The organism is Candidatus Vondammii sp. HM_W22 (assembly GCF_022530855.2).
Classification (GTDB): domain Bacteria; phylum Pseudomonadota; class Gammaproteobacteria; order Chromatiales; family Chromatiaceae; genus Vondammii.
The window spans coordinates 463726-487718 of sequence record NZ_CP099567.1 but is presented as its reverse complement, the minus strand read 5'-3'; the positions used below and the strand labels follow the sequence as shown (position 1 = coordinate 487718).

The window sequence follows — 23993 nt, the reverse complement described above, 5'->3', positions numbered from 1 at the left end:
GCCAGACTTTGTCGGCATACTTCTACACCGTTCTGTCGCTGGAGAATTTCCCCATGCAGGCCAGATTGAGAATAGCTCGGCAGTCCTGATCACGGAACAATTGCTCCACCTCTTCCTGACAACGGATATAGTCAGCATGGTCGGCCAACACCATAAAGGGATCGTGATTGATCAGCTAATCCACTAGCGAATGGTAACGGCCGGCACCTCTGGTGAAAAGAAACCGCTGGCTATTTGGTCGATAGTCTGTTCCAGCTCACTGTTTTCGCGGTAATAACCTGCTGGATTGTAGCCGTTGCGCTTCCATTGCCCCACCCCTTCTGCCGTCACGCCAAACAGGGAGAAGTTCTCTTCTCACACCTCTTGGCGAATCTCAATATTGGCACAATCGAGGGTGCTGACAGTCATGGCACCATTCAGTTCAGTGATAGCTTCATATTTACCGTGCCCGAAGTCTCCATGTCGGCCGTCGATATCTGCTCAGATAAATCCGCTGCCGGGACAATCTCCATCGCCATACTGACGTCATAGTTTGGAATAAACACCATCTTCAGAGAGGTATGATTGAAAGTGGTGTTTGATAGGCACCGAAAAAAGCAGCGTATCTGGTTGATTTGAAACTGCAAAGTAATCAAACAACCAATGAGATACGCCACCATGAATAAGAATACAATTGTTTCGATCGAAGATCGAGAGCAGATCGCTGATCCACTGACAGAGTTGCCCGGTTCATGGGGAGTTATAGTCAAATCTAGTGTTTAGCCAGTTGAATTAAGCGGTTACCTGATCGACTCCTGCTACCTCAAGACCCTCTTTAAATTTGATTCCGGTTATCACCTTCGCCAGATAATCGAAACCCCGTAATCGTCTCCACGTCTTCTCGGCACACAGGCCGAGTTTGAACATCATGTGTAACATACCATCACGCGATAGGCAGCCCTTGGAACGCTTGGTTCGATGGCGGATTGTCCCGAAGGTGGATTCAATCAGATTGCTGGTCCGAATGCTCTCTGCCAGTGCTGCGCAGAAAATTGATAGAAAGCCATCAGTTCCTCTCGGTCTTTGTGCAGACAGATGGCAGCCTTCGGATACTTTGGCTCATACGTTTTGATAAACAGATCAAAGGCCTTTTCCGCATCGGCCTGGGTCTCCGCCTGCCAGATGTTATGCAGTGCCTGCTTCGCTTTCGGCTGAGCTGACCTTGGCAGGCAGTTCAGCACGTTCATGGTCTTGTGCATCCAGCAGCGCTGCTGGCGCGTCTCCGGATACACTTCCTCCAGCGCAGCCCAGAATCCCATAGCACCGTCTCCGATCGCCAATTTTGGCGGGGTCAGCCCGCGTGACTTCAGTTTCAACAGTACCTCCCGCCAGCTCTGTGTGGACTCCCGTACACCATCCTCAATTGCCAGAAAATGCTTCTCACCACGCTCATTCACGCCGATCACCACCAGGGCACACAGCTTCGTCTGCTCTGCTCTCTGTCCGCTGTAGACACCGTCTGCCCACACATACACCCAATGGCCCTTATCCAGGCGCTCCTCGCACCAGCTCCGATATTCTTCTGCCCAGACCTGCTTCAGACGCGATACCCTGCCCGCCGACAAGCCTGTTGCATCCGGAACCACCAGCACTTTCAGGGCTTCACCCATCTCTCCACTGGAAATCCCCTTCAGGTAGAGCCACGGCAGCGCCGTTTCCAGTGACTTCGTCTTGCGTACATACGGCGGCACCAGAGCTGATCGGAACGTTACCGGCTCGCCGATCTTCGCGCGAACTTTGGGGATCTTGACCGTGACCGGCCCTAATCCTGTCTGCAGTTTACGAGCTGGCAGGTGACCATTACGCACCACACCCGCCTTGCCATCCTCTGTCCGTCGCTCGACGTGCTCCGCCAACAGCTCCAGCAGCTCGGCTTCCACCGCCTAGTAGATCAACTGCTCCGCACCGCTTCTCGGCAACTCTGTCAGCGGATCGATAATCGTATCTCGAACTGCCAGCTTAACAACGTTATTCTTACTCATGGTGGCGTATCTCCAATGGTTGTTTTGATGTCTCGCAACAACAAATCAACCAGATACCCCGCTCTTTTTCAATTCCTTTCAAACAACACTTTTAGTTATAATTCCAGAATGGTAGCCTGAAAGCTGATTGAACAAGCGATAGAAACGAAGTTGCAAGCCTTGTTATCCTAGTTGCCGGACAACAAACCAAGTGTGGTCATGCTGCTGTCGTAGGCAATGGTTACCTGCCGGTAACGAGTCATCCAGACGGGCATAGGTCCAGTGACCGTGAAGGTACCCAAGGTACGTTCTAGATCTGGAGACCCGATCACTTTCCACGCTGCGTCGGCCCCCCCTATATTCGTAAAACCCGTTCGCTGGAAGCCGCGATTTCCTGGCTGTATCTCAAGAGTGTAAGCCGCGGTGAGATGGGGGAAGCACTCAAGGTGTGGACAGGCCCGGAAGCAAAAGAGCTGTCTGCCAGTACGGTTTCCCGATTGAAGCAGGTATGGGCAGAGGAGTATCGGGATTGGTGTGCCACCAGATTGGACAAAGCTCTCTGGGTATACATCTAGACGGCATCTACAGTGGCCTGAGAGCTGAACAGGTAAAACTCTGCGCATTAGTTATTATTGGTGTCAATAAACGGGGTGAGAAGTATTTTCTGGCGATAGAGGTGGTGCCATGGGTTTTCTGGGCCGCGCCTCAGAGGAGACCTACCCGGAAACCCGTCAGCACGCTGCTGGATGCATAAAACGGGTCATGTGCTCAATACCTTGCCCAAGTCATTACAGCCAAAAGCCAAGCAGGTGTTGCACGATACCTAGCAAGCCGCCGATACCCGGGATAATGCAGAGAAAGCCTTGGAGCCGTTTGTGAATGTGGAGACTGTCCTGAATTCTGTTCATTAAACCCAAACAAGGGAGAGGGTAGGCAGCCGATCGATAAGAAAGAGCTCCAGGCGGTCGCTAATAACATCAAAACTGAAGAAGATCTCAACGAGTTTCGGCAAATGCTGCCAAAAATCACGGTCGAGACAGCGCTCAACGTTGAACTGGATGATCATCCTGGCTTTGCCAAACATGAACAGTCCGAAGCGAGTAATAGCCGCAACGGCACTACCAGCAAGACCTTGCAAACGGAAGATGGCCAGTTTAAACTGGATACTCCACGAGATAGAGCGGGCAGCTTTAAACCCCGACTGGTTAAAAAGCACCAGCGTCGATTTACCTCAACGGATGACAAGATCCTCTTCTTGTATGCTCAGGGTATGACGACCCGCGAAATCGTCACGACATTCAAGAAAATGTGCGGTTATCGAGCAGGTTGACGAATGGCAATTGACCTTCCCCCCATCTTAATACCAAGACTTGGATGAGATAATTCATTCCAAGCGGCCCTATTCACAAAGGCCACAGGTGACAAATAATTTAATGCGCTATGAGGCCGCACGTGATTGTAGTGCTCTCGCCATTGATCAATTTCATGTCTAGCGTCATCAATGGACCTGAACCAATGCTGATTTAATCATTCATTTCTGAATTTACCGTTTAAGCTTTCTACAAACGCATTCTGAGTAGGCTTACCTGGCTGAATAAAACCTAGCTTAACGCCACTTTCTTTTTGCCAGTAGAACATCGCCTTGCTAGTAAACTCAGTACCGTTGTCGCAGATTATTTGATCCGGAGCGCTCCTTAGCTCAATCACCTGAGTTAAAAAACGAGCGACCTGGTGACCATTGATCGAGAAGTCAGAGAGCTGGCCAATAACTTCTCTTGAGTAATCATCAATCACATTAAATACTCGAAAGCGGCGACCATTAGCCAACTGATCACTGACAAAATCCATTGACCAGCGTATGTTTTTACCAATGGGCACAATCATTGGCATTCTTGGTCGTATTATCTTCTTGCGTTTTTTAGTCCTCACTTGAAGACCTTCTTCGTTATAGACTCGGTAGGTCCGCTTCTTGTTTTTCACAAGCCTCTCACCTCTCAGGAGGCCATGTAAAAACAAATAACCATAACTCGGATACTTCTTTGCTAACTCAAGTAACCGTTTGCGTAGAGGCTCATCTTTTCCCCATTGAATAACGTACCGAAAAGCGGTTCTACTTAAGCCTACTAATTGGCAAGCTCTACGCCCACTTAATTTGAATCGTGACTTAAGGTAGATCACGATTTGTTTTCTATCAGCAGGCTTTACCATTTTTTTGAGAGCACATCCTTCATCGCCTCAGCTTCAAGCATTTTCTCGGTAAGTAACTTCTTAAGCTTGTTGTTTTCGCTTTCAAGCTCTTTGAGCCGTTTGGCTTCTGAGACATCCATGCCGGCGTACTTGCTTCGCCAGTTATAAAAACACCCGGTTGAAATGCCGAACTGACGACAAATGTCATCAACTTTTACCCCTGACTCATGCTGCTTGATGACACCAATAATTTACTCTTCTCTGTAACGCTTCTTCTTCATCTTGAGATCTCCTAATATACAAACTAATTGGAAACCTCATCCTTGTCATGGCTCTATTTGGGGGGGGAAAGGTCAATGGGGGGATTACATCTGGACTGCATTGTCGTTAAAATCCGGCAAGACAAGAAAGTGATTTATCTCGCTCTGGGCGTTAACCTGGAAGGCCACAAGAAATTATTGGGGATGTGGCTATCGGAGAACGAGGGGGGGCCAAATTCTGGCTGAACGTGTTGACAGAGCTTCAAAACCGCGGTGTGAAGGATATTTTGATTGCCTGTGTCGAAGGCTTAAAAGGCTTTCCTGATGCCATCAACACGGCCTTTCCGGATACCCAGATCCAGCTCTGTATCGTGCATATGGTACGGAACTCGATGAAGTACGTGCCTTGGAAAGACTACAAGCCTGTCACGGCTGATTTGAAAAATATTTACCAGTCCATCACCGAGGAAGAAGCCTTATTGGCGCTGGATAAATTCTCTGACCGATGGGACAACAAGTACCCCCGGATCAGCCACTCCTGGCGTGCCCATTGGGAGAACCTGAACACGCTGTTCAACTACCCGGAGGATATACGAAAGGTGATCTACACGATCAACGCCATTGAGTCACTGAACAGTATCATTCGCAAAGTGATCAAAAAACGGAAATTATTTCCAACCGATGACTCGGCAAAGAAGGTAATCTATCTGGCAATCCAGGCCGCATCGAAAAAGCAGACAATGCCGATCCGTAATTGGAAACCAGCACTGAATAGATTTATGATTGAGTTCGAAGAACGCTTAGCAGGATATATTTAACCCAGGCAGTTACACAGAAAACTTTACAGGCTCAATCTCCGGCATAGCCGAAAGGCTGGCGATTTACTCTAAATTTTGAATCTGCTCTCTAATCTGCTCAATCAGAACTTTCAGCTCAACTGCCACACGGGTCAACTCCACATCATTGGATTTAGAGGCCAGTGTATTCGCCTCACGGTTGAGTTCCTGCATAAGAAAATCCAGCCGTCGTCCCACGGGGTCGTCCCGCCCTAGGACGCTGTCTACCTCATCCAGATGAGTCTGTAGCCGGTCCATCTCTTCATCGACATCCAGACGCTGAGCCAGCAGGGCCATCTCCTGCTCCAGCCGCCCCTCATCCAGATCTTCGCTCATCTCGGCCAACCGTGCCTTCAGGCGGTTTCGCACGGACTCCAGCACGCGGGGCATCAACAGCTTGACCTTCTCCACCTCTATTCGCATAGCACTGGTGCGTTGGGCAACCAATTCAGCCAATCGCCTTCCCTCCCTTATGCGAGACTCAATCAGGCTGTCTATCGCCTCATCCAGAAGCGCTGCAGCCTTACCATGGATTGGCGTCATATCCTGTTTTTCTACTTCCAGCACCCTAGGCCAATGCATGATTTCCATCGCCTTTGGGGAAACCGACTCATGCAGCAAAGCTCCAATCTGGTAGGCAGCCTGGATAATTTGCTGCGCCAGACGCTCATTTACCACCATATTAGCTGCCGCATTTGCCGAAGGGGAAAAGCGAAAAGAACAATCCACCTTGCCCCGGCCCAGCCGCTTATTCAGACGTTCACGAACTAGTGGTTCAAGACTGCGCAGCTCCTCGGACACGCGGACGGAAAGCTCCAGATAACGATGGTTCACCGAACGTAGCTCGCAAATCAGCTCGCCCTGCTCGTCACGATGCTCGATCCTTGAGAACGCCGTCATACTACTTGTCATTGAGCCCACCTGATTTGTTATCTGGGTAGTGTATGATAAAAAGCTTCAGACTTGGATTATCTGGAGCGAACCATCTCTTCATTTGCGGAACAAAAACGGGACAGCCTGCCACCCGGCACTGTCATCGACTGCTACTCTATCATTAAATTGATCGGTAGCGGCGGCTTCAGCCTCATTTATCTAGCGGAAGATGAAGATACACAGGACCATGTTGTCATCAAAGAATACCTGCCCAAAAAACTGGCGCTCAGAGGCAGCAACAGCCGGATCGAGGTAAATGGCCGGGCAAAGGAAGATACGTTTCACAATGGACGCAAACTGTTCTACCAGGAAGCCCGCGCGCTGGCCACACTGCGACACCCAAATATAGTCAACATCCGTACTTTTTTTCTCGCCAACAATACTGCTTATTTGGTAATGGATTATGAGCACGGGAAAAATCTCGGTCGGTATATCAAGCAGCACAAAGGCAAACTCAGCACCACCTTCCTGTTGACCGTATTTCCGGCGGTGCTCGATGCACTCAACCTGATTCACTCCGAAGGCCAACTCCATCTGGACATCAAGCCAAGTAACATACATCTGCGCCCCGGTGGTACACCACTGCTGCTTGACTTTGGCGCGGTTCATCAATTTGCCACCACTCGCAGTAAACAATCATCACAAGTGGTTACCCCGGGATTTGCACCGGTCGAGCAGTACTATCCATCAGGCTATGTCGGACCCTGGAGCGATGTTTATGCCATGGGTGCAACCATGCGTGCCTGTATCGAAGGAAAGCCGCCACCATCGGCTATCGAGCGGCATGCCAATGACACAATGAAACCGATAGCTGGTCTGTTCAGAAGGCGATACCCAAAATATCTGCTGGAGCTCATCGATTGGGCAATGGAGGTTGACCCTCTGCTGAGGCCACAAAATGCCGGAACCATGCTGGAGGCCCTGACCAAGGGAACAGGATGGTCAAATGATACAAGCGACGGCAATTTCGCAGCCAAGGGGGGAATATGAAACCGCAATTGACCACGATCCCTGGAAAAGTGGCAAAACAGAGTCTGATAGGCGATAGAAAGACCAATCAGGATCGCTGCATACTGGTAGAGGGCATTAGATGTACGCTACTTGGACTCGCCGACGGCATGGGTGGGCACCCCCAGGGTGAAATGGCAGCCCAAATATTAATCGACACTTGCGAGCAGGTACTGCACTCCACTCCCCAGCCCATCCGAAATCCCGGGAGCTTTCTTGTTCGCCTGCTGCATAAAGTGCATGATAACATCATCGACTACGGCAAAAAACAGCACCCACCCATTGACCCCAGAACGACGGCCGTTGTCGTCCTGATTCAAAACGATACGGCCTATTGGGCTCATGCCGGTGACAGCCGGTTTTACCTGCTCCGCGAGCACAAAGTGTATGAGAGAACCATAGATCACTCGTATGTTGAGTGCCTTCACCAGCAGGGCATAATCTCAGCCCGGGAGCAAGAGATGCACCCCCAGCGCAACTATGTAACACGTTGCGTCGGCGGTACAGCGGTGGCACCCAACATTCCCATCGAGAAGCAGGAGCTTGAGCCAGACGATGTCCTAATGCTCTGCAGTGACGGCCTCTGGGGTAATCTCGATGAAGGTTTCATAGAGGATGCTCTATTCAGTGACATGAGTATCAACGAGGCAGTCAGCTCCCTGGCAGAGGAGGCGACACAGAGAGGTTTTCCTGATAGTGATAACGTCACCCTTCTTGCTATACAGATAACCGATGCAACGGAAAAAACCTCTTCCTCCAAGCAACAAGCCATAAAACGCGCCGATAAACAGACAGAACTGGGTCGGGCCATTTCCAATCTGGAAAACGCCATCGGAATTTATGAAACAGATAATCAACAGGAGAAAGAATGAGACCAAGTGGCCGTAAGCCGGACCAGATGCGTCCTATCAGTTTCACGCGAAGCTTCACCAAACACGCCGAAGGCTCCGTGCTGGTAGCATTCGGCGACACCAAAGTCATCTGCACTGCCTCGGTAGAAGAGCAGGTACCCAGGTTTCTCAAAGGTGCCGACCAGGGTTGGATCACTGCTGAGTACGGTATGCTGCCCCGTTCCACGGGTAGCCGCATGGGACGAGAGGCAAGCCGGGGAAAACAGGGTGGACGAACCCTGGAAATCCAACGCCTGATCGGCCGAAGCCTGCGGGCAGCGGTTAATCTCAACGCGCTTGGCGAACGTACCATCACCCTCGATTGTGACGTCATACAAGCCGATGGCGGTACCCGCACTGCATCCATTTCAGGTGCTTATGTGGCCTTATGTGATGCAGCCAATGGCCTGTTGGAAACAGGAAAACTGAGTCAATATCCGATTCACGGACAACTTGCATCTGTTTCCGTAGGTATCTATCAAAGCACTCCGGTGCTTGATCTGGATTATGCTGAAGACTCCAATGCCGAAACAGATATGAATGTTGTAATGAATGACGCCAATGCATTCGTTGAAGTCCAGGGCACTGCCGAGGGTCACGCCTTTCACATGGATGAGCTTCAGTCGATGCTGGACTTGGCCAAACAGGGCATTCAACAGATTATGACCACACAACAGGCCGCTCTGGCCGAAAAAGCATAAAGCGTTTAAATTCTGCCGGCCATGGAGAACGAAGCAAAGGCCGGTAGTCCCCGGTAGCCATGAAGCCGCGCTCGATAGCGCAATAGGAGAAGCAAAGCAGGCTTCCGAACACGGGGCCAGCCATTTGTGGGTGCTGCGTAGAGCCTGCGCCGAGTAAAACGATGGTGTGGCGAAGCGGCGCGTACGCAGAGCGGCTGGGGCAATAGCAGGCTGTCGAAGATCGAGTGCGTTTTTGGGGATTGGGAACGTCCCAAAACGCATCACGAGATCGAAGACACACTTGAAATAATCGAACGACCCCGCTCAGAAACCCATCTGAGCATTCTAAAATAGTAATAGACTGATTTTATTCAAATCCCACTTATTATTCACAACAAAAGGGGATTTCTAACTGACAACTACGTGGAATGGACAAAAATCAATTTTCCGTTAGAATTAGGAATCAATTTCTTTACAGCGCCGCCACCGACCTCGTGAAGCAGATAACATCATGAAAATTACCATTTTATTAATAGTAGCCGCCGCCATCATATCTGGTTGTAGCACAATTAAAGAGGCTAACAAACAACACCTCCAGACCAAATCAGGCAGAAAAATTATTGTATCGCAGTTTAAACCTAGCCCGGAGTTACACTGCTCGTTAATAGCTTCAAAAGAGTGTCATCTGGGATTGGTCGAAGCAAATTTTGACCTGCAAGGAGCGCTGGGAGTCTGCATTAAAAAGTTATCCCCTTTTGCCGATAAGCTAGATGCCGATTACATCTACTTTAACTTGGTTTCAAGCAGCGGGTTTGCCGGTTTCAGCTTTGAGCATCAAAAAAGAATGGGGCACTACTATCGTTGCAAAGACTAACCATCTTAGAGATTGTTCAAACTGGGGAATGGACAGATTTACATTTCATCAAGAAAAAGATGAATAGGCAGTTATTGGCTGTAACAGCGCTTCTTCTCGCCACTCTGGCCATTGAGTTCGGCTTTTATACCATTGCCCTAAAGCGGCCCTGTTTCCCGGATGCATGGGCAAAAGTAAAGATAGGAATGTCACGTGAAGAGATAGCGGTTGTAACAGGGAGGGATTCTACCACCACTCTGGCAGACATCAAGGGTTTTGAATTCTATCGTCACAACCCCACTGAAAAAGAGATATGGCAATTAGAGCTCGTTTATAGTGAAGAGAGTGAACGATTGAACTCCATCACTTACCGATATATCGATGATCGTGGTCTATTCCCAGGACAGGGACGATTACGTAATTTATCGGTACAAAACCTGGAACTGAAAACACAGATATTTCTCTGTACATACTCAAGGCCCTGACTCCCATACAGAACGCGGGAATGAGCCGTTGCCGCCGACCGTCCATGGAAAGTGAAGTGTGAAGAACATGGGGGTAGTCACCGTGTCAGTTCCCTGGGCGGAACCGAGCTCTGGATTTACTGCAATGTTTGAGGCGCTGGTGATCGACTGGTTGAAAGAGGCGTCCATCTCGGCAGTCTCCCGATTGATGGAGCTAAGTTGGAATGCCATTGGTGGAATTATGCAGCGAGCGGTTAAGCGAGGACTGGCACGTAGAACAGAGATTAGCCCAACACGTATTAGTGTTAATAAGACGGTCTTCAAGAAACGCCATGATTACGTAACAGCCTTATCAGACCAGGATGCAGGCACAGTGCTACACGTGGGCAGTGACCGCAAAAAGGCGATGCTCAAGGCATGGTAGGAAAAGTCTGGCAGAAGAGCAGCGAAAAGCGATAGGAAGTATCTCTATGGATATATGGCCAAGCCTTTATCAATGCCACACTGAAAAGCTTGCCTAGGGTTGAAGAGAAGATTGCCTTTGATAAATTCCATATCGCCAAGTACCTCGGTGAGGCAGTAGACAAGGTAGGCTGCCAAGAGCACAAAGCGCTGATGGCTGAAGGCTATGAAGACCCTAAAGGCAGCCAGTATGACTGGCTCTACAACCCGGAGAATGTGACGCGCAGACTGAAATTGCGGTTCAAGGCGCTACGTGACAGCACGCTGAAGACTGCCCGTGCCCTGGGCGGTCTAAAGAGTTTGTCATGTCACTCTGGCACTATGCCAGCAAGACATGGGGAAAGAAAGGCTAGGAGTGGTGGTTGTCATGGGCAGTGCGCAGTGGCCTGGAGCCAATCAAGAAAGTGGCGGGAACAATCAAGGATCACCTGTGGGGAATATTGAACGCTGTTGCTTTGGAAGTAAGTAATGGTCCGGCAGAAAGTCTCAACAGCCGAATCAAGATGATCAAGGTGCGTAACAGAGGTTTCCGCAACAAGGGCCGGTTTGCCAATGCAACCACTTCCACCTTGGAGGGCTGAATCTTTGTCCTGAGGGAGTGGTTAGGTGATACTTACCCGCTCGACTAAGGTGAAAAGCCCTAAAGGTATTCCTCCTAACACTGGCAAAACACTTTTCTCCAGAAAATATGCGGCTTTTTCGGAGCCTGTAAAGTTTTCTGTGTAACAGCCGGGGTTAAGTATATACCGCTAAGCGTTCTACGAACTCAATCATAAATCTATTCAGTGCTGGTTTCCAATGACGGATCGGCATTGTCCACTTCTTCGATGCGGCCTGGATTGCTAGGTGGATGACCTTCTTCGCCGAATCATCGGTTGGAAACAACTTCCGCTTTTTGATCACTTTGCGAATGACGCTGTTCAGTGACTCAGTGGCGTTGGTCGTGTAGATCACCTTTCGTATGTCCTCCGGGTAGTTGAACAGCGTGTTCAGGTTCTCCCAATGGGCACGCCAGGAGCGGCTGATCCGGGGGCACTTATTATCCCATCGGTCAGAGAATTTATCCAGCGCCAATAAGGCTTCTTCCTCGGTGATGGACTGGTAAATCTTTTTCAAATCAGCCGTGATAGGCTTGTAGTCTTTCCAAGGCACCTACTTCATCGAGTTCCGTACCATATGCACGATACAGAGCTGGATCTGGGTATCCGGAAAGGCCGTGTTGATGGCATCAGGAAAGCCTTTTAAGCCTTCGACACAGGCAATCAAAATATCCTTCACACCGCGGCTTTGAAGCGCTGTCAACACGTTCAGCTAGAATTTGGCCCCCTCATTCTCCGATAGCCACATCCCTAATAATTCCTTGTGGCCTTCCAGGTTAACGCCCAGAGCGAGGTAAATCGCTTTGTTGATCATTTTCTTGTCTTGCCTGATTTTAACGACAATGCAGTCCAGATAAACAATAGGATAAATCGCATCCAGGGGGCGAGATTGCCATTCAACAACCTGTTCGATAACTGCATCAGTGACTTTGGATATGAGTGTGGCAGAGACATCGGCCCCATACATCATCTCCTTGAATGTCATGACGATTTCGCGGGTTGTCATACCTTGGGCATACAAGAAGAGGATCTTGTCATCCATTGAGGTAAATCGACGCTGGTGCTTCTTAACTAGCTGAGGTTCAAAGCTGCCCGCTCTATCTCGCGGGGTATCCAGTTCAAACTGGCCATCTTCCGTTTGCAAGGTCTTGCTGGTCGTGCCGTTGCGGCTATTACTCGCTTCGGACTGTTCATGTTTGGCAAAACCAAGGTGATCATCCGGTTCAACGTTGAGGGCTGCATTGGCCGAAACTCGCTGTGATCTTCTTCAGTTTTGATGTTTTTAGCGGCCGCCTGGGCTATCGCCTGGAGCTCTTTCTTGTCGATCGTCCCCTTGTTTAGGTTTAATGATAGGCAGTTACACAGAATTTAGGGCTGTCTCTGCTTTGGAACCTCTAAGAACTCTACAAAGGTCAACAGTCTCTAGCAAATCGGGAAAGCCCAGTATCTTCACGCCCATTTTTCTGGCAACAGCCATACCCATACCTCGCTTCATCCGGCCAGCCACACCAATCGACGCATGTTGTACACCAAATTCATCATATCCACCTTCACGCCGGCCCTGACTTGCCCGATGCTACGCACCAGTCGATTAGCCTGCTGGGCAAACACGTGCTCAACTCGAGCCCGAACTCTTGATCGTTTTCGGTTTGCCTCTTGCTCCCGTTCATTCAAAGGGCGTTTGCGTGTCGACTTGCGATGAATATGACTGCGGTAATTTGCATCTGGTAAAGCAGACTCCCGCTCTGCACTACCGTAAGCGGAATCGGCCCAGGCACTGCCATTACTATTGTTCTCATCCAGCAGTTCCTTGAAGACCTAGCTATCGTGAACTTCTGCTGATGTGATGGCGTACTTGTGAATGGCCTTGTGCTTCCGGTCTATGCCGGTGGTTTTTTTGTACCCATAGTGGATTTTGCCATGCTCCATGATCCAGCGGGCTTCAACATCCTTCTGGCGGCGTTTGTTATCACTCCATGCCTCAGGGCTATTCCCGGCTTTGATCTGCCTATTTTCCTCTCGTCTATTACGTTGCCTGGGTACTGGAGCGATAGCGGCATCTACAATCTGTCCCTTGCGAGCACTGGAGTCTGCTACATTAATCTGGGTCAACAGTTCTGAAACGAGTTTACCGACAAGGCCCTATTCTTTCAGGCGCTCACGATACACCCAAACCGTTTTAGCATCGGGTACCTTATCCTCCCCGGGCTCAGCCCAAGAAAACGACAAAAACTATAGCGATCCGGTATTTGGAACTCTGTTTGATCATCGGACAGATTGAACAAATGCTGTAGGACCAACACCTTGAGCATCAGTACCGCATCGTAAGATGGACGCCCACCTTTACTGAGATCGCTGTTTTTATAAACAGAGCCAACAATACCCGAAAAGCCTCCCAGTCCACGGTCCTTTCCTGCTTTGGCAGCGGGCCTCCCCGTTGCTCAAGGAGTTCAGGTCGGTCTTGATGATCAAAAAACTTGGCTGCATGGCTTTTATCAACGGTTGGTTGTATCACTGATTTGGGAAGGTTTTTAGAGACTCCCTTAAGGATCTTTTTTGCACTTTGTAAGAAGCGCGTTACAGCCGTTCTATTGTCGTTATTGCGAATTGAGAAGGCGCTGCTCTGTCATCAACCGGTGCATACGGTCGGTGGAGGTATTTTATGTCAAACGGTGGCAGTCTGGCTACTGAGCAGACTTTACGTATCAGAGGCCCACAAATGATTCAAGACAAGGCGCGGTCCGCAGTTAGTGGCTGCCCCCCTCTTAACAAGGACTGCAACGCAGGATTGGATCATTTGTAGGCCTCCCTGTGGGCGCGGCGAAAAGCCATCATCTGTGGTGTTACGTCTTTTGTAAAGGGCGCGCCTTGCGGCTAATGGCTTCTCGCCACGCTGATATGTGCCCTTTATACGTTACACCACACTAGTTCTTGAGTGTCAGACAAGCAGCTACCGCCTCCGGGGTGGGTCGAGTCGTGCGCGGCACCAATCCCAGAAAGGGAATCTGTAAACGCTGCTTCAAACTCTCCAGGTTGGCCTCCGGCTCCAGCATCCAGGGGTCTACTACGTTGGCAACCCAGCCGGCCAGTTTTACATCGGATGAGAGTATCGACTCCGCACTCAGCAGCGCGTGATTGATACAGCCCAGTTTCAGGCCGACAACCAGAATCACTGGCAGAGCCAATTTCACAGCCAGATCTGAGAGATCCCGTTCTGGACCCAAAGGCACCCTCCAGCCGCCAACACCCTCAACCAGAACCATATCAGCTTCAGCTGCCAGACCCTTATAGCAACTGCTGATGCGGTCAAAATCAATACTCATCCCTGCCTGCTCTGCCGCCAGATGAGGTGCAATAGGCGGTTCATGGGCGAAGGGATTTATCCGCTGATAATCAACTTGATGGGACCCCTGCTGCCGGATGCGCTGTGCATCTTCATTACGCAAACCGGCCTGGGACGGCACAGCTCCTGACGCCACAGGCTTCATTCCCAGCACCGAGTGCCCCTGAGACTGGAGCAGATGCATCAGGCCCAGGGTGATTTCGGTTTTGCCGCAATCAGTGTCTGTTCCGGTGATGAAATAGCCTTTGGGCATTTTGATTTATCCTTTCTTGGACAGAGAGTCGGCAGATCAAACCCGGCTAATCTGGCTGAGCGGCACCGTTACCACGCCATCCTGCTCCCGCTGTAATGGTGCCCAAGCGTGGCCGTAGACCACTTCGTAGCTGGCAGGAAGAAGACCATCACTGCGGAATTTTTCGTAAGCTGCCTGCATTGCCTTGAATTTGCCCTTGCCGGTCAGTCCCCGCTGGCGGTTACTGGTGACATTGTGGGCGCCGAGCACTTTCAGGTCGCGCATCACCCCGGAGACCTCTTGATACGTCAGGGTCATTCGGTCCACATCCATCACCGGGTCGGAAAAGCCCGCCCGCATCAGGGCATCGCCCACATCGTGCATGTCGATGAATGTACTAACATGGGTGCGCCCATCGGCGTCCGACCAGGCAGAGCGCAGCTCTTTAAGCGTATCGGGACCAAAGGTGCTGAACATCAGCAAGCCGCCGAGCTTCAACACCCGCAGGAACTCCTGAAACGTGCTGTCCAGATCATTGCACCACTGAATGGCCGCATTGGAATAAATAAGATCAACACTCTGATCTGCCAGCGGCAACTGCTCCAGGTCAGCGCAGACACAGCGAGGCCGCCGCAGCCAGGAGCTGCGCTTACGGGTCTGCTGCAGCATCGGCAGGGCAAAATCCAGGGCAATCATCTGCGACTTTTTATATCGGCGGGAGAGCTCGGCAGTGGCAACGCCAGTACCTGAACCAATATCCAGAATCACCCCTGGCTGCAGTTTGACAACCTCCAGCCGCTCGATCATGCGCTGACCTATCTCCCGTTGCAGCATCGCCACTTCATCGTAACGTTCGGCGGCACGGGAGAAGGCGCGGCGCGCCTGCTGCTTGTCGATGCGGTGCAACGGGTCACTCATCTGCATCTTCCAGAAAATGAATCAATGCTTCCAGGCACCGCTTGGGGTGAGAGAGAAACGGGGCATGGGCAGAGCCGCTTAGAGTCAGAATTTCTGCTTCCGGCATAAGCGACCCCAAAGCATGAGCCACCTCCACCGGCACCAGGGTATCCCGTTCGCCAAGCAACCAGAGCGTGGGGCAGTTCAACTGCTGCAGCTGATCCCTCAGGTCTACGGTCAACAGCAGATTGAGCCCATGCTCCAGGGCCAGGTCGTTGTGATCGGATCGGCCGGCAATATTCTGACGCAATAGACGCAGCGTCTGCCTCGCATCCTCATCCCCTCTCACCTGAAGCGAAAAAAACCGCGCCAGTGTCTGTTTATGATTTTTTGCCAGGGTCTTGGCAAACTGTGTCAGGGTGTTTAGCGACATGGCATGAGGCCAATCCGCCCCCTCGACAAAACGCGGACTACCGCTGACCAACACCAGCTTTTCAATCCGCTCCGGTGCCACTAAAGCAGCCTGCAACGCCAGATGACCACCCAGGGACCAGCCTATCCAGGCAGATCTCTCCGGTGCGGCTTGCAGGCAGGCATTGGCCCAGTCATCGAGCGAGGATGCATCAGCTTCATACTCACTGCCACCGTGTCCCGGCAGCTCAATCAGGGTGATCCTGAAGTGTGCTGCAAGCTGTTTTCGTACAGATGACCAGACGGCACTATTCATACCCCAGCCGTGAAGCAACACCAGATCGGGACCGCTGCCGGTTGATTCTGCATACAGCTTCATGGAACCTCTTGGATCTTCAGCTGTTCCAGCGCGGTCAGCAGCCGGTCAAGATGTTGAAAAGAGTGGTTGGCCGAGAGGGTGACCCGCAATCGCGCACCCCCCTCAGGCACGGTGGGAGGACGAATGGCACTGACCAGAATGCCCTGGGCTTCCAAAGTGCGGCTCCAGGAGAGTGCCTGTACCGATGAACCTGCAACAATAGGCTGAATCGGCGTCTCTGACAGCATCAGCGACAGACCCAGTTGCTCTGCTCCGCTACGGAATTTTTTCACCAGCTCCCGCAGATGCTCACGCCGCCACTCTTCACTGCGAACCAGTCGCAAGCTGGCACGGGCCGCCTCGGCGACAGCGGGTGGCAGTGCCGTGGTAAAAATATAACTGCGGGCCTGTTGAATCAGTGTCTCTATCAGCTCATCAGAACCGGCGACAAACGCTCCAAAGGTGCCAAATGCCTTACCTAATGCGCCCATCAGGATAGGGACATCATCCAGACCGAGGCCAAAGTGATCCGTCGAACCCCGTCCCTCGGAACCCAGAACTCCCAAGCCGTGGGCATCATCCACCAGCAGCCAGGCGCCGCGCCCACGACAAAGAGCGGCAAGTGACCGCAGTGGCGCAAGATCGCCATCCATACTGAAGACCCCATCAACGGCCACCAGCGCCTCACCTCGCTCCTGGCTTGCCATCTGCGCCTGAAGCGCCGCGGTATCACCATGAGCAAAACGCTTCATGCGCGCCCGTGACAGGAGGCCGCCATCGATCAGCGATGCGTGATTGAGCCGATCCTGATAGAGGGTGTCATTCCGACCGGCAAGTGCAGCGATAACACCTTGATTGGCCATGTAGCCTGTGGAAAACAGCAACGCCCTTGGACGGCCCGTGAACGCTGCCAGCTCTTCCTCTAGGGCATGATGAGCCTGGCTGTGGCCATTCACCAGATGAGCCGACCCGCTCCCGACACCGTAGATTTCCGTACCCCGCTGCATAGCTGCCACCACATCAGGATGATTGGCTAGGCCCAGGTAATCATTACTGCAGAAGCTGAGCAATGGGTGCCCATCCATCTTCAACTCAGGGCCCTGGGGTCCTTCTGAGACTCTACGGGAACGGTAGAGATGTTCCTTGCGGCGTCGGTTCAGTTCAGGCTGAAGCGGTTTCACTGAAATCCTTGGCCTTTTTCCTGTTTTCGCACTGTGCCTCGGTGGCCTGGAGTTCCACGCTCTCTTCGAATTTGAGACCGAGACGTCTGAACAGTTTGATATCGGCATCTGCATCCGGGTTATCGGTGGTCAGCAGTCTGTCACCATAGAACATGGAGTTGGCACCAGCCATAAAGCAGAGAGCCTGGGTTTCATCGTTCATCTCTGTGCGACCGGCAGAGAGTCGAACGTAGGAGAGCGGCATCAGGATTCGTGCCACTGCAATCGTGCGGACAAACTCCAGGCTGTCGATCTCATCGGCACCGTACAGGGGGGTGCCCTCTACCTGAACCAGCATGTTAATCGGCACCGACTCCGGATGTTTTGGCAGATTAACCAATTCACGCAGCATGGAAGCACGATCCCGGCGGGATTCACCCATGCCGAGAATACCGCCGCTGCACACGTTGATGCCCTGTTCACGTACGCTTTTCAGCGTATCCAGTCGATCTTTGAAGGTACGGGTAGTAACCACATTGCCGTAAAATTCCGGTGAAGTGTCCAGATTGTGATTGTAGTAATCCAGCCCGGCATCTTTTAGACTTTTTGCCTGATCCCCGGTCAACATGCCTAGGGTGACGCAGGTCTGCATTCCCAGGTCATGCACCGCTTGAATCATCTCAATCACGCGCTGCAGATTCTTGTCCGTGGGGTTACGCCAGGCCGCGCCCATGCAGAAGCGGGTCGCCCCCTTATCCTTGGCTGCCTCAGCCGCCTTGATCACCTCTTCCACCGGCAACAGCTTCTCCTTCTCCAGGTCCGTATTATATTTGGCGCTCTGGGAACAGTAGCCACAATCCTCTGAACAGGCACCGGTTTTGATACTCAACAGCGTGCTGACCTGTACCTTATTGGGATCAAAATGCGATCTGTGAACCGACTGCGCGCGGAACATCAGATCATTGAATGGAAGATCCAGCAGGGCTTCAATCTCTTCTATCGCCCAGTCGTGCCGTAAACTGATGTCGTTCATGCGTTTTTGTTCCTGTATTGCCGTAACGGTCATGCCTTGTGGTGCTTAACAGGAATGACGGATAATGGGGTGCCAATAGTAAGGAAAGCTCATCATCTGTCAACCGGAAAGGAATCCAATGGTTAACAATTGTATTAATTCCATACTATCTACCCTATACCCCAGTGACTGCCTGCTGTGTGGTGCCAAAGCAGGAGAAGCGCACACTATCTGCCGAGATTGTCACCACGAGCTCCCATACAACAGAAATCACTGCCCGCAATGCGCTCTTCCACTGACAGCCGCCAATCATCGGCAAACCCTCTGTGGCCAATGCCAAAAGCAAACACCGGTTTACAATCGCATCTTGTCACCCTTCCATTATGCTGCTCCAGTCGACCTGCTTATCAGCCGGTTTAAATTCAATGGAAAACTGCATATCGGCAGACTGCTCTCCTCGTTGCTGGGAAATTTTATCCTGCAGCAGCAGTCCAGACTGCCTGAACTCATCACTCCCGTGCCGTTGCACAGCACCCGCCTACGTCAGCGGGGATACAATCAATCCCTGGAACTGGCAAGGCCACTCAGCCGCCGGCTTAATATCCCGTTAAATTACGCCTGCTGCCGGCGGGTAAAACTCACAGCGCCTCAATCAGACCTTGAAAGAGGCGAGCGCAGGAGAAATATCCGAGGTGCCTTTGAGGTGACCGTCCGATTTCAGGACACCCATATTGTTCTGGTCGATGATGTGGTGACAACAGGCAGTACGGTCTCTGAGCTGGCGCGGGAGTTTAAGCGGGCCGGCGCCAAGCAAGTGGATGTTTGGGCGGTAGCCAGGACTTGGTGAAAACAACACAATTTTAGCCAGATTTTTTGTCAAAAAACACTCAAGTGTATCTTCGCTCTTGTGGTACGTACGCGCCGCTTCGCCACACCATCGTTTCACTCGGCGCAGGCTACGCAGCACTCCCTCAAATGGCTGGACGCCGTGTCGGCAGCCTACTTTGCCTCCCCTCTTGCGCTATCGCACGTCGGGTAAGCAGTGCGGCCTCACCGCTACCGGGGACTACCAGCCTTCGCTTCGCTTATGTGGACTCCCCTCTGTCAACAACGAAATGATTAAAATATAGGATAATAAAATAAATGCGTGCTTATGTGCGAACTCTAATTTTGGCAGCTAACCCAGGCCCAATGATTTTTACGCGAACTGTATGGTTAAATCTCTCCAGCAAGTTTGTTTGCTCTGTGCGAAGCACTGACTCTTACAGTTGATTTGTCATCTACGTTAAGAAGCTTTTTGTTAGTGATTGTTACGCTTAAGCCAATAACGGCTCAGCTTTATATTCTGTACCTTCCGTCAATAGGGCAAATGCCGTCCTGACCGTTTTGTTTGCGGTTCTCGTTTGTCAACATGGTTGATAACGGACATCGCACCATTCACAAGATAACTCCTCAGGGCAATATTCTTCGTCAATCTCCCGATAGTACCAAAATTTGTTTTCCACCACTGGAATACTGAAGCCTCGTCAATCCGATGCATGCTGATGCATCCCTTCCCATTTTAAATGTACCAGCTTCACCGCAGCCTATCGCAATATAGAGATTAACAGCATTTATCGTAGACACAACCTCTAGTGCCGCCCGCAACTTCTCACATTCCGGGTGTGCCTTGATGGCCTGTGCCAATAGCCTATCCTTTTCCGCTATGTTTTTAACCGTCGGTAAGTAAAGTCTCCATATTGCATTCAATGCCTGGCGAAACTGCATGCAAAACCTTCTCTCTGCGTCTTCAAGCACCCCTTGAACTGTGCCACCTAATCCACCTCTTCTTGATGACACACGTACATTCTCATGATGGACTGCTCTTGTTGCTCAAAAGTCTTGCCATTGATGAATTTAATATCAACAAGCTGACTAGCCTGTACGATGGCCAAGGCATCATTTTTATCGGCCTTTTGATTTTACCTTATCTGAGAAACAAGCTTGGCTGATATAATGCGGGCATCATGACCATTGTCCTTAGCCACTTGCTTCCAGTAGTTGGAAATCGCACAAGGTTCGAACACGGTAATCGCTAGTTTAGCCATGACCAGACAGGATGCAAATTCCCCTGATGCCATTTCATCATTGGTAACTATCTCAGGTCCCTTGACAACGCACACCTGGATAACTTTTTTGGCTAAATCTACACCTGTAGTCGTTTTCTTCGTTTATTGGGCTCCCATTATGCTTTGCTTTAAGGGCAACCAGTTTCTGTTTTAGGGTGAGGGGAGTCCAATTATCTCTCCATCGCCGGTAGGGTTGGCAGGGTTGATTTCAAATTCAGTTGCATTGTGTCAAAGCCTGTTACACAAATGACTCCTTATAATGGCGGTCAAGTAATGAGGAAGTTGGTGGATAAATGTTCATTACCGGACACATCACAGGATCATTATCATGCTTGGAAAAATGCACGATATCCTTCATGAGTTCCCCACTCTTGAAGACAAAATCCACGACCTAGAAGAGCACGACCAACCCACCTCTGATGTCCGCATGGAGGATCTCAAGAAAAAGCGTGCGCTGCTGAAAGACCAGATTTATGGCATCCTGCGCCCGCTAGCGTAACAGGGCTTAAACTAATCAACGAGGATGCAGGACTTCTTTCTGCACCCTAATCTGCGTCTGTAGCTCTCCGGGGTTTTCTATAGCCCCGGAACACAGTAATATCGTCCCCCCCGTTCAACACTAAGAATCCAAACCCATGCAACAATTGAAACTCGGAATCCCCAAGGGCAGCCTGGAAAAAGCCACCATCTCCCTATTTCAGCAGGCAGGCTGGAATATCACCTCCCGCTCAAGGAACTACTTCCCCTTCATCGATGATCCTGACATCAGCTGCGCCCTGGTGCGCTCCCAGGAAATGGCGCCCTACGTCGCCAATGGCACTCTCGACCTGGGACTTACCGGACATGACTGGATTCTTGAAACCCAGGCGGATGTAGAAGAAATTTGCGAATTAACCTATTCGAAAAGCTCCGACCAGCCTTGTCGCTGGGTCCTAGTTGTACCTCAAGATTCGCCTATTCAACGGATTGAAGATCTGGAAGGGAAGACAATCTCAACTGAATTGGTTGAATTCACCAAGCGACATCTGGTAAAAAAAGGGATCAATGCGAAGGTGGAGTTCTCCTGGGGAGCTACCGAGGCCAAGGTGGTTGAAGGATTGGTGGATGCGGTGGTCGAGATTACCGAAACAGGCAGCACGATCAAGGCGCACGGCCTCCGCATCGTATGTGATCTACTGCACACAGAGACACGACTGATTGCCAGCAAGACGGCCGTGAATAATCCGGTCAAACGCAAAAAAATTAATCAGATCGCTACATTGCTACAGGCTTCCCTAAAAGCCCGACAAAAAGTGGCTCTAAAGATGAACATTCCCGCCGACCGGCTGGATGAACTGGTCAAGATGCTACCAAGCCTTCATGCGCCGACGGTCAGCCACCTGTTCGACCCGAAGTGGTTTGCTTTAGAGACCATCGTCAACAGCAAGGAAGTGCGTAACCTGATCCCTCAACTGATGGAAGCGGGTGCTGAAGGGATACTGGAGTATGAACTACGAAAAATGGTCTGAATCGAGTTCCGATTTATGCTTCATTTTCCTTGTTGGGACGCAGAGAGATTTTTCTCGCCCTCTGCGTCCCAATCTCATTAATCAGGCAGAGTACTTTATGCGTGTCGCATTGAAGTGACTTTTCGCTCGTTCAGACCTTTTTTGCACAGTTCGCGTGCAGGATCGTGCTCTCTTTTTCAGATCGTTCACAGAATGAATCGCCTCTCCGCTATGAAGCATGCTTTTCAGATCACAATTCATATACTCGTCAGGGTTCAGTTCCGGTGAATAGGCCGGCAAGAAAAAGACTCCCAGATAGCGTTTTACGGTCCAGTTAGATAACCAGTGCTTCACCTTCTTGGCGTGATGCACCCGTAGGTTGTCCAGTATCAGAAATACCTTTCCCTGTGTAGATTGTGGATTCAAGTTGCAAGTGCATCACCTGTACTCTTTCAGAAAGGCTTCGTTGGGTGTCTGATAACTGAGGTATTTCTGAGGTCGATTGTTGAACTTTTCCACCACCGTTGCAAACATTAGATCGGTGATCTTTTCGCCAATCGATTCCTTTAAGAAAACAATGACGTAGCAACCACTGCTGTCCCACTTAATTTTCAGCGAAAACAATAACCCTAATTGAGGCGAGGCTATCTGCAGATCCGGCGGGGCCTAAACAGCTGTATCAAGTCTCGCTTAGCAAATAAATCCAGATGGATCAGTCGACTCATCTGCTGAAGACTTTGGCTGATTCTTGCCTGGAATTTTAAGTACGCCAGTATCAGGTAAACACATAGCACCACCCAAACCTGCGTCATGACAGCATTATCCGTGTTACCCATAAAGGCTTTGATCTTGAGATTCTGCTTAATCCATTTAAAGAACAACTCAACCTGCCAGCGTTGCTTGTAAATATCGGCAATAATCTTTGCTGACCAGTCAAGGTGGTTGGTAATGAAGACATAATGCTTATTGGTTTTGGCATCATAAAAACCGACTCGTCTGACCGCCATCAGGTTGTTTTTTCTAGACCGATCAGAAGTGTACTATAATTTGGTCGCTGGTAATTCCCTGTGATTTATTCACTGTTCGTCGTTCCAGTACACGGTATTTTGCATTGCTCCGAATTCGTGTGACAAAAAATATTCCTTTTTCAGTCAACTGGTTATGCCAGGTGTAGTCGGCATACCCCTTGTCGAAGACGAGCACACTGCCTTTAGGGAAACTCGTGAGTTTAGCCTGTGTTTAGTCACCAGTTTTACCCAAAGTAACGGCTGCAAATGCTGGAATCAAACCGTCATGATCAAGCCCAATATGCAATTTGTAGGCGCCTTTCATTTTATTGTATTCAGCCTGAGGAAATACCTTGAGCGACACATCAAGCAATGAAGCATCCAGTGAAAACAGTTTCTTCTTAAAACGGAATTTATGGCTGGGGGAGCCGCTTTGACAGCGTGCGTATAACTTCCCAAAGAGCTCTTCATAAAAACCGGAAGAAAGATTTTGATTGGCTCGACTCAGGGTTGTTCGCTTGATTGACCCGCTTCCCAAGTGATACGTCAAATGCTTTTGGCTTGCCAGGGCGGATTCAATATCACGGAGACTGGCGCGTCCGGTTTAGCTGGGCTGTGGCCATAGCAACAAATTGCGTCCAGCGATTCATCGCATCACAGCGGCGCTGTCCATCGTGCTTCTTGGCAAGTACTGAAAACTCATGTCTAGGGAGCAGTTTTAGGATTTGAGAGAACACAGTGTTATGATGAGACAAGGCTTAAATCCTCATTGTTATTACAGTGTTTCTTCGCACCTTCATTGTAAT

Annotated in this window: 21 protein-coding genes and 10 pseudogenes; 15 read left to right on the top strand and 16 right to left on the bottom strand. The window is 50.5% G+C overall.

The window, feature by feature from the left end; genetic code table 11:
* Positions 1-22: 22 nt before the first annotated feature.
* From MN084_RS02700 to MN084_RS02690, 4 genes and pseudogenes are all read right to left on the bottom strand, one after another.
* Positions 23-154 carry a glycogen/starch/alpha-glucan phosphorylase gene (locus MN084_RS02700; RefSeq protein ID WP_330178305.1) on the bottom strand — a complete coding sequence of 44 codons (132 nt, stop codon included), beginning with the start codon at positions 152-154 and terminating at the stop codon, positions 23-25.
* 29 nt (positions 155-183) lie between these two features.
* Positions 184-315, bottom strand: a complete 132-nt coding sequence (locus tag MN084_RS19165; RefSeq protein ID WP_445083937.1) for a hypothetical protein — start codon at positions 313-315, stop codon at positions 184-186.
* A 101-nt stretch (positions 316-416) separates the two neighbouring features.
* A complete protein-coding gene (locus MN084_RS19160) occupies positions 417-548 on the bottom strand; it encodes a glycogen/starch/alpha-glucan phosphorylase (protein ID WP_445083878.1) in 132 nt (43 codons plus the stop codon).
* A gap of 223 nt (positions 549-771) precedes the next feature.
* A pseudogene (locus MN084_RS02690) lies at positions 772-2021 on the bottom strand (IS256 family transposase).
* Positions 2022-2206: 185 nt separating this feature from the next.
* On the opposite strand from MN084_RS02690, the pseudogene MN084_RS19155 reads away from it, so the two are divergent.
* Together MN084_RS19155 and MN084_RS02675 are read left to right on the top strand one after the other, a co-directional pair.
* Positions 2207-2824 (top strand): annotated as a pseudogene (locus tag MN084_RS19155) (transposase); the annotation flags it as partial.
* 116 nt (positions 2825-2940) lie between these two features.
* A pseudogene (locus tag MN084_RS02675) lies at positions 2941-3315 on the top strand (transposase); the annotation flags it as partial.
* A 77-nt stretch (positions 3316-3392) separates the two neighbouring features.
* Here the strand turns inward: MN084_RS02675 and MN084_RS02670 are convergent.
* A pseudogene (locus MN084_RS02670) lies at positions 3393-4438 on the bottom strand (IS3 family transposase); the annotation flags it as partial.
* Between the two features lie 114 nt (positions 4439-4552).
* Between MN084_RS02670 and MN084_RS02665 the strand changes: the two are divergent.
* Positions 4553-5265 (top strand): annotated as a pseudogene (locus MN084_RS02665) (IS256 family transposase); the annotation flags it as partial.
* 63 nt (positions 5266-5328) lie between these two features.
* On the opposite strand, the gene MN084_RS02660 reads toward MN084_RS02665, so the two are convergent.
* The gene (locus MN084_RS02660; protein WP_330178303.1) at positions 5329-6183 is read right to left on the bottom strand and encodes a YicC/YloC family endoribonuclease; all 855 of its coding nucleotides are present in this window, start codon (positions 6181-6183) and stop codon (positions 5329-5331) included.
* 63 nt (positions 6184-6246) lie between these two features.
* On the opposite strand from MN084_RS02660, the gene MN084_RS02655 reads away from it, so the two are divergent.
* The 8 genes from MN084_RS02655 to MN084_RS02620 all read left to right on the top strand — a co-directional run bounded on the left by MN084_RS02655 (position 6247) and on the right by MN084_RS02620 (position 11154).
* Positions 6247-7206 (top strand): serine/threonine protein kinase, encoded by a 960-nt coding sequence (locus MN084_RS02655; protein WP_241084950.1) that lies wholly within the window; start codon positions 6247-6249, stop codon positions 7204-7206.
* A complete protein-coding gene (locus MN084_RS02650) occupies positions 7203-8096 on the top strand; it encodes a PP2C family protein-serine/threonine phosphatase (RefSeq protein ID WP_241084951.1) in 894 nt (297 codons plus the stop codon). The genes MN084_RS02655 and MN084_RS02650 overlap by 4 nt, the downstream gene beginning before the upstream one ends.
* On the top strand, positions 8093-8815 hold the full coding sequence (gene rph, locus MN084_RS02645) for a ribonuclease PH (protein WP_241084952.1): 723 nt from the start codon (positions 8093-8095) through the stop codon (positions 8813-8815). Before MN084_RS02650 ends, rph begins: the two co-directional genes overlap by 4 nt.
* 490 nt (positions 8816-9305) lie before the next feature.
* The gene (locus MN084_RS02640) at positions 9306-9668 is read left to right on the top strand and encodes a hypothetical protein (protein WP_241084953.1); all 363 of its coding nucleotides are present in this window, start codon (positions 9306-9308) and stop codon (positions 9666-9668) included.
* A gap of 59 nt (positions 9669-9727) precedes the next feature.
* Positions 9728-10132 carry a hypothetical protein gene (locus MN084_RS02635; protein ID WP_241084954.1) on the top strand — a complete coding sequence of 135 codons (405 nt, stop codon included), beginning with the start codon at positions 9728-9730 and terminating at the stop codon, positions 10130-10132.
* 124 nt (positions 10133-10256) lie between these two features.
* On the top strand, positions 10257-10535 hold the full coding sequence (locus tag MN084_RS02630; RefSeq protein WP_330178302.1) for a helix-turn-helix domain-containing protein: 279 nt from the start codon (positions 10257-10259) through the stop codon (positions 10533-10535).
* A gap of 89 nt (positions 10536-10624) precedes the next feature.
* The gene (locus tag MN084_RS02625; RefSeq protein WP_241084956.1) at positions 10625-11017 is read left to right on the top strand and encodes a transposase; all 393 of its coding nucleotides are present in this window, start codon (positions 10625-10627) and stop codon (positions 11015-11017) included.
* Positions 10948-11154: a transposase gene (locus tag MN084_RS02620; protein ID WP_330178515.1), complete on the top strand. Its 207-nt coding sequence runs from the start codon at positions 10948-10950 to the stop codon at positions 11152-11154. Before MN084_RS02625 ends, MN084_RS02620 begins: the two co-directional genes overlap by 70 nt.
* A gap of 154 nt (positions 11155-11308) precedes the next feature.
* Here MN084_RS02620 and MN084_RS02615 read toward each other — a convergent pair.
* The 7 genes and pseudogenes from MN084_RS02615 to bioB form a co-directional block, all read right to left on the bottom strand.
* Positions 11309-12498 (bottom strand): annotated as a pseudogene (locus tag MN084_RS02615) (IS256 family transposase).
* Between the two features lie 165 nt (positions 12499-12663).
* Positions 12664-13684: pseudogene (locus tag MN084_RS02610) on the bottom strand (IS5 family transposase).
* 412 nt (positions 13685-14096) lie between these two features.
* Positions 14097-14768 (bottom strand): dethiobiotin synthase, encoded by a 672-nt coding sequence (bioD, locus tag MN084_RS02605; protein ID WP_241084958.1) that lies wholly within the window; start codon positions 14766-14768, stop codon positions 14097-14099.
* Positions 14769-14804: 36 nt separating this feature from the next.
* On the bottom strand, positions 14805-15665 hold the full coding sequence (bioC, locus tag MN084_RS02600; protein WP_241084959.1) for a malonyl-ACP O-methyltransferase BioC: 861 nt from the start codon (positions 15663-15665) through the stop codon (positions 14805-14807).
* Positions 15658-16434, bottom strand: a complete 777-nt coding sequence (gene bioH, locus MN084_RS02595) for a pimeloyl-ACP methyl ester esterase BioH (protein WP_241084960.1) — start codon at positions 16432-16434, stop codon at positions 15658-15660. Before bioH ends, bioC begins: the two co-directional genes overlap by 8 nt.
* Complete coding sequence (gene bioF / locus MN084_RS02590; RefSeq protein ID WP_241086017.1) at positions 16431-17600, bottom strand: 8-amino-7-oxononanoate synthase; 1170 nt, start codon at positions 17598-17600, stop codon at positions 16431-16433. Before bioF ends, bioH begins: the two co-directional genes overlap by 4 nt.
* Positions 17575-18606, bottom strand: coding sequence for a biotin synthase BioB (bioB, locus tag MN084_RS02585; protein ID WP_241084961.1), 1032 nt, complete (start codon positions 18604-18606; stop codon positions 17575-17577). Before bioB ends, bioF begins: the two co-directional genes overlap by 26 nt.
* A gap of 118 nt (positions 18607-18724) precedes the next feature.
* Here bioB and MN084_RS19150 point away from each other — a divergent pair.
* Together MN084_RS19150 and MN084_RS02575 are read left to right on the top strand one after the other, a co-directional pair.
* Positions 18725-18865: pseudogene (locus MN084_RS19150) on the top strand (double zinc ribbon domain-containing protein); the annotation flags it as partial.
* A gap of 87 nt (positions 18866-18952) precedes the next feature.
* The gene (locus tag MN084_RS02575; RefSeq protein ID WP_241084963.1) at positions 18953-19432 is read left to right on the top strand and encodes a ComF family protein; all 480 of its coding nucleotides are present in this window, start codon (positions 18953-18955) and stop codon (positions 19430-19432) included.
* Positions 19433-19901: 469 nt separating this feature from the next.
* Here the strand turns inward: MN084_RS02575 and MN084_RS02570 are convergent.
* A pseudogene (locus MN084_RS02570) lies at positions 19902-20753 on the bottom strand (transposase).
* 268 nt (positions 20754-21021) lie between these two features.
* Between MN084_RS02570 and MN084_RS02565 the strand changes: the two are divergent.
* Together MN084_RS02565 and hisG are read left to right on the top strand one after the other, a co-directional pair.
* Entirely contained in the window at positions 21022-21192 is a 171-nt protein-coding gene (locus tag MN084_RS02565) for a YdcH family protein (protein WP_241084964.1), read from the top strand.
* A 136-nt stretch (positions 21193-21328) separates the two neighbouring features.
* Positions 21329-22201 carry an ATP phosphoribosyltransferase gene (gene hisG, locus MN084_RS02560; RefSeq protein ID WP_241084965.1) on the top strand — a complete coding sequence of 291 codons (873 nt, stop codon included), beginning with the start codon at positions 21329-21331 and terminating at the stop codon, positions 22199-22201.
* A gap of 81 nt (positions 22202-22282) precedes the next feature.
* Here hisG and MN084_RS19145 read toward each other — a convergent pair whose 3' ends face one another.
* Both MN084_RS19145 and MN084_RS02550 read right to left on the bottom strand, forming a co-directional pair.
* On the bottom strand, positions 22283-22534 hold the full coding sequence (locus MN084_RS19145) for a transposase (RefSeq protein ID WP_445083936.1): 252 nt from the start codon (positions 22532-22534) through the stop codon (positions 22283-22285).
* 290 nt (positions 22535-22824) lie between these two features.
* Positions 22825-23942, bottom strand: a pseudogene (locus MN084_RS02550) (IS4 family transposase).
* Between the last annotated feature and the right edge of the window lie 51 nt (positions 23943-23993).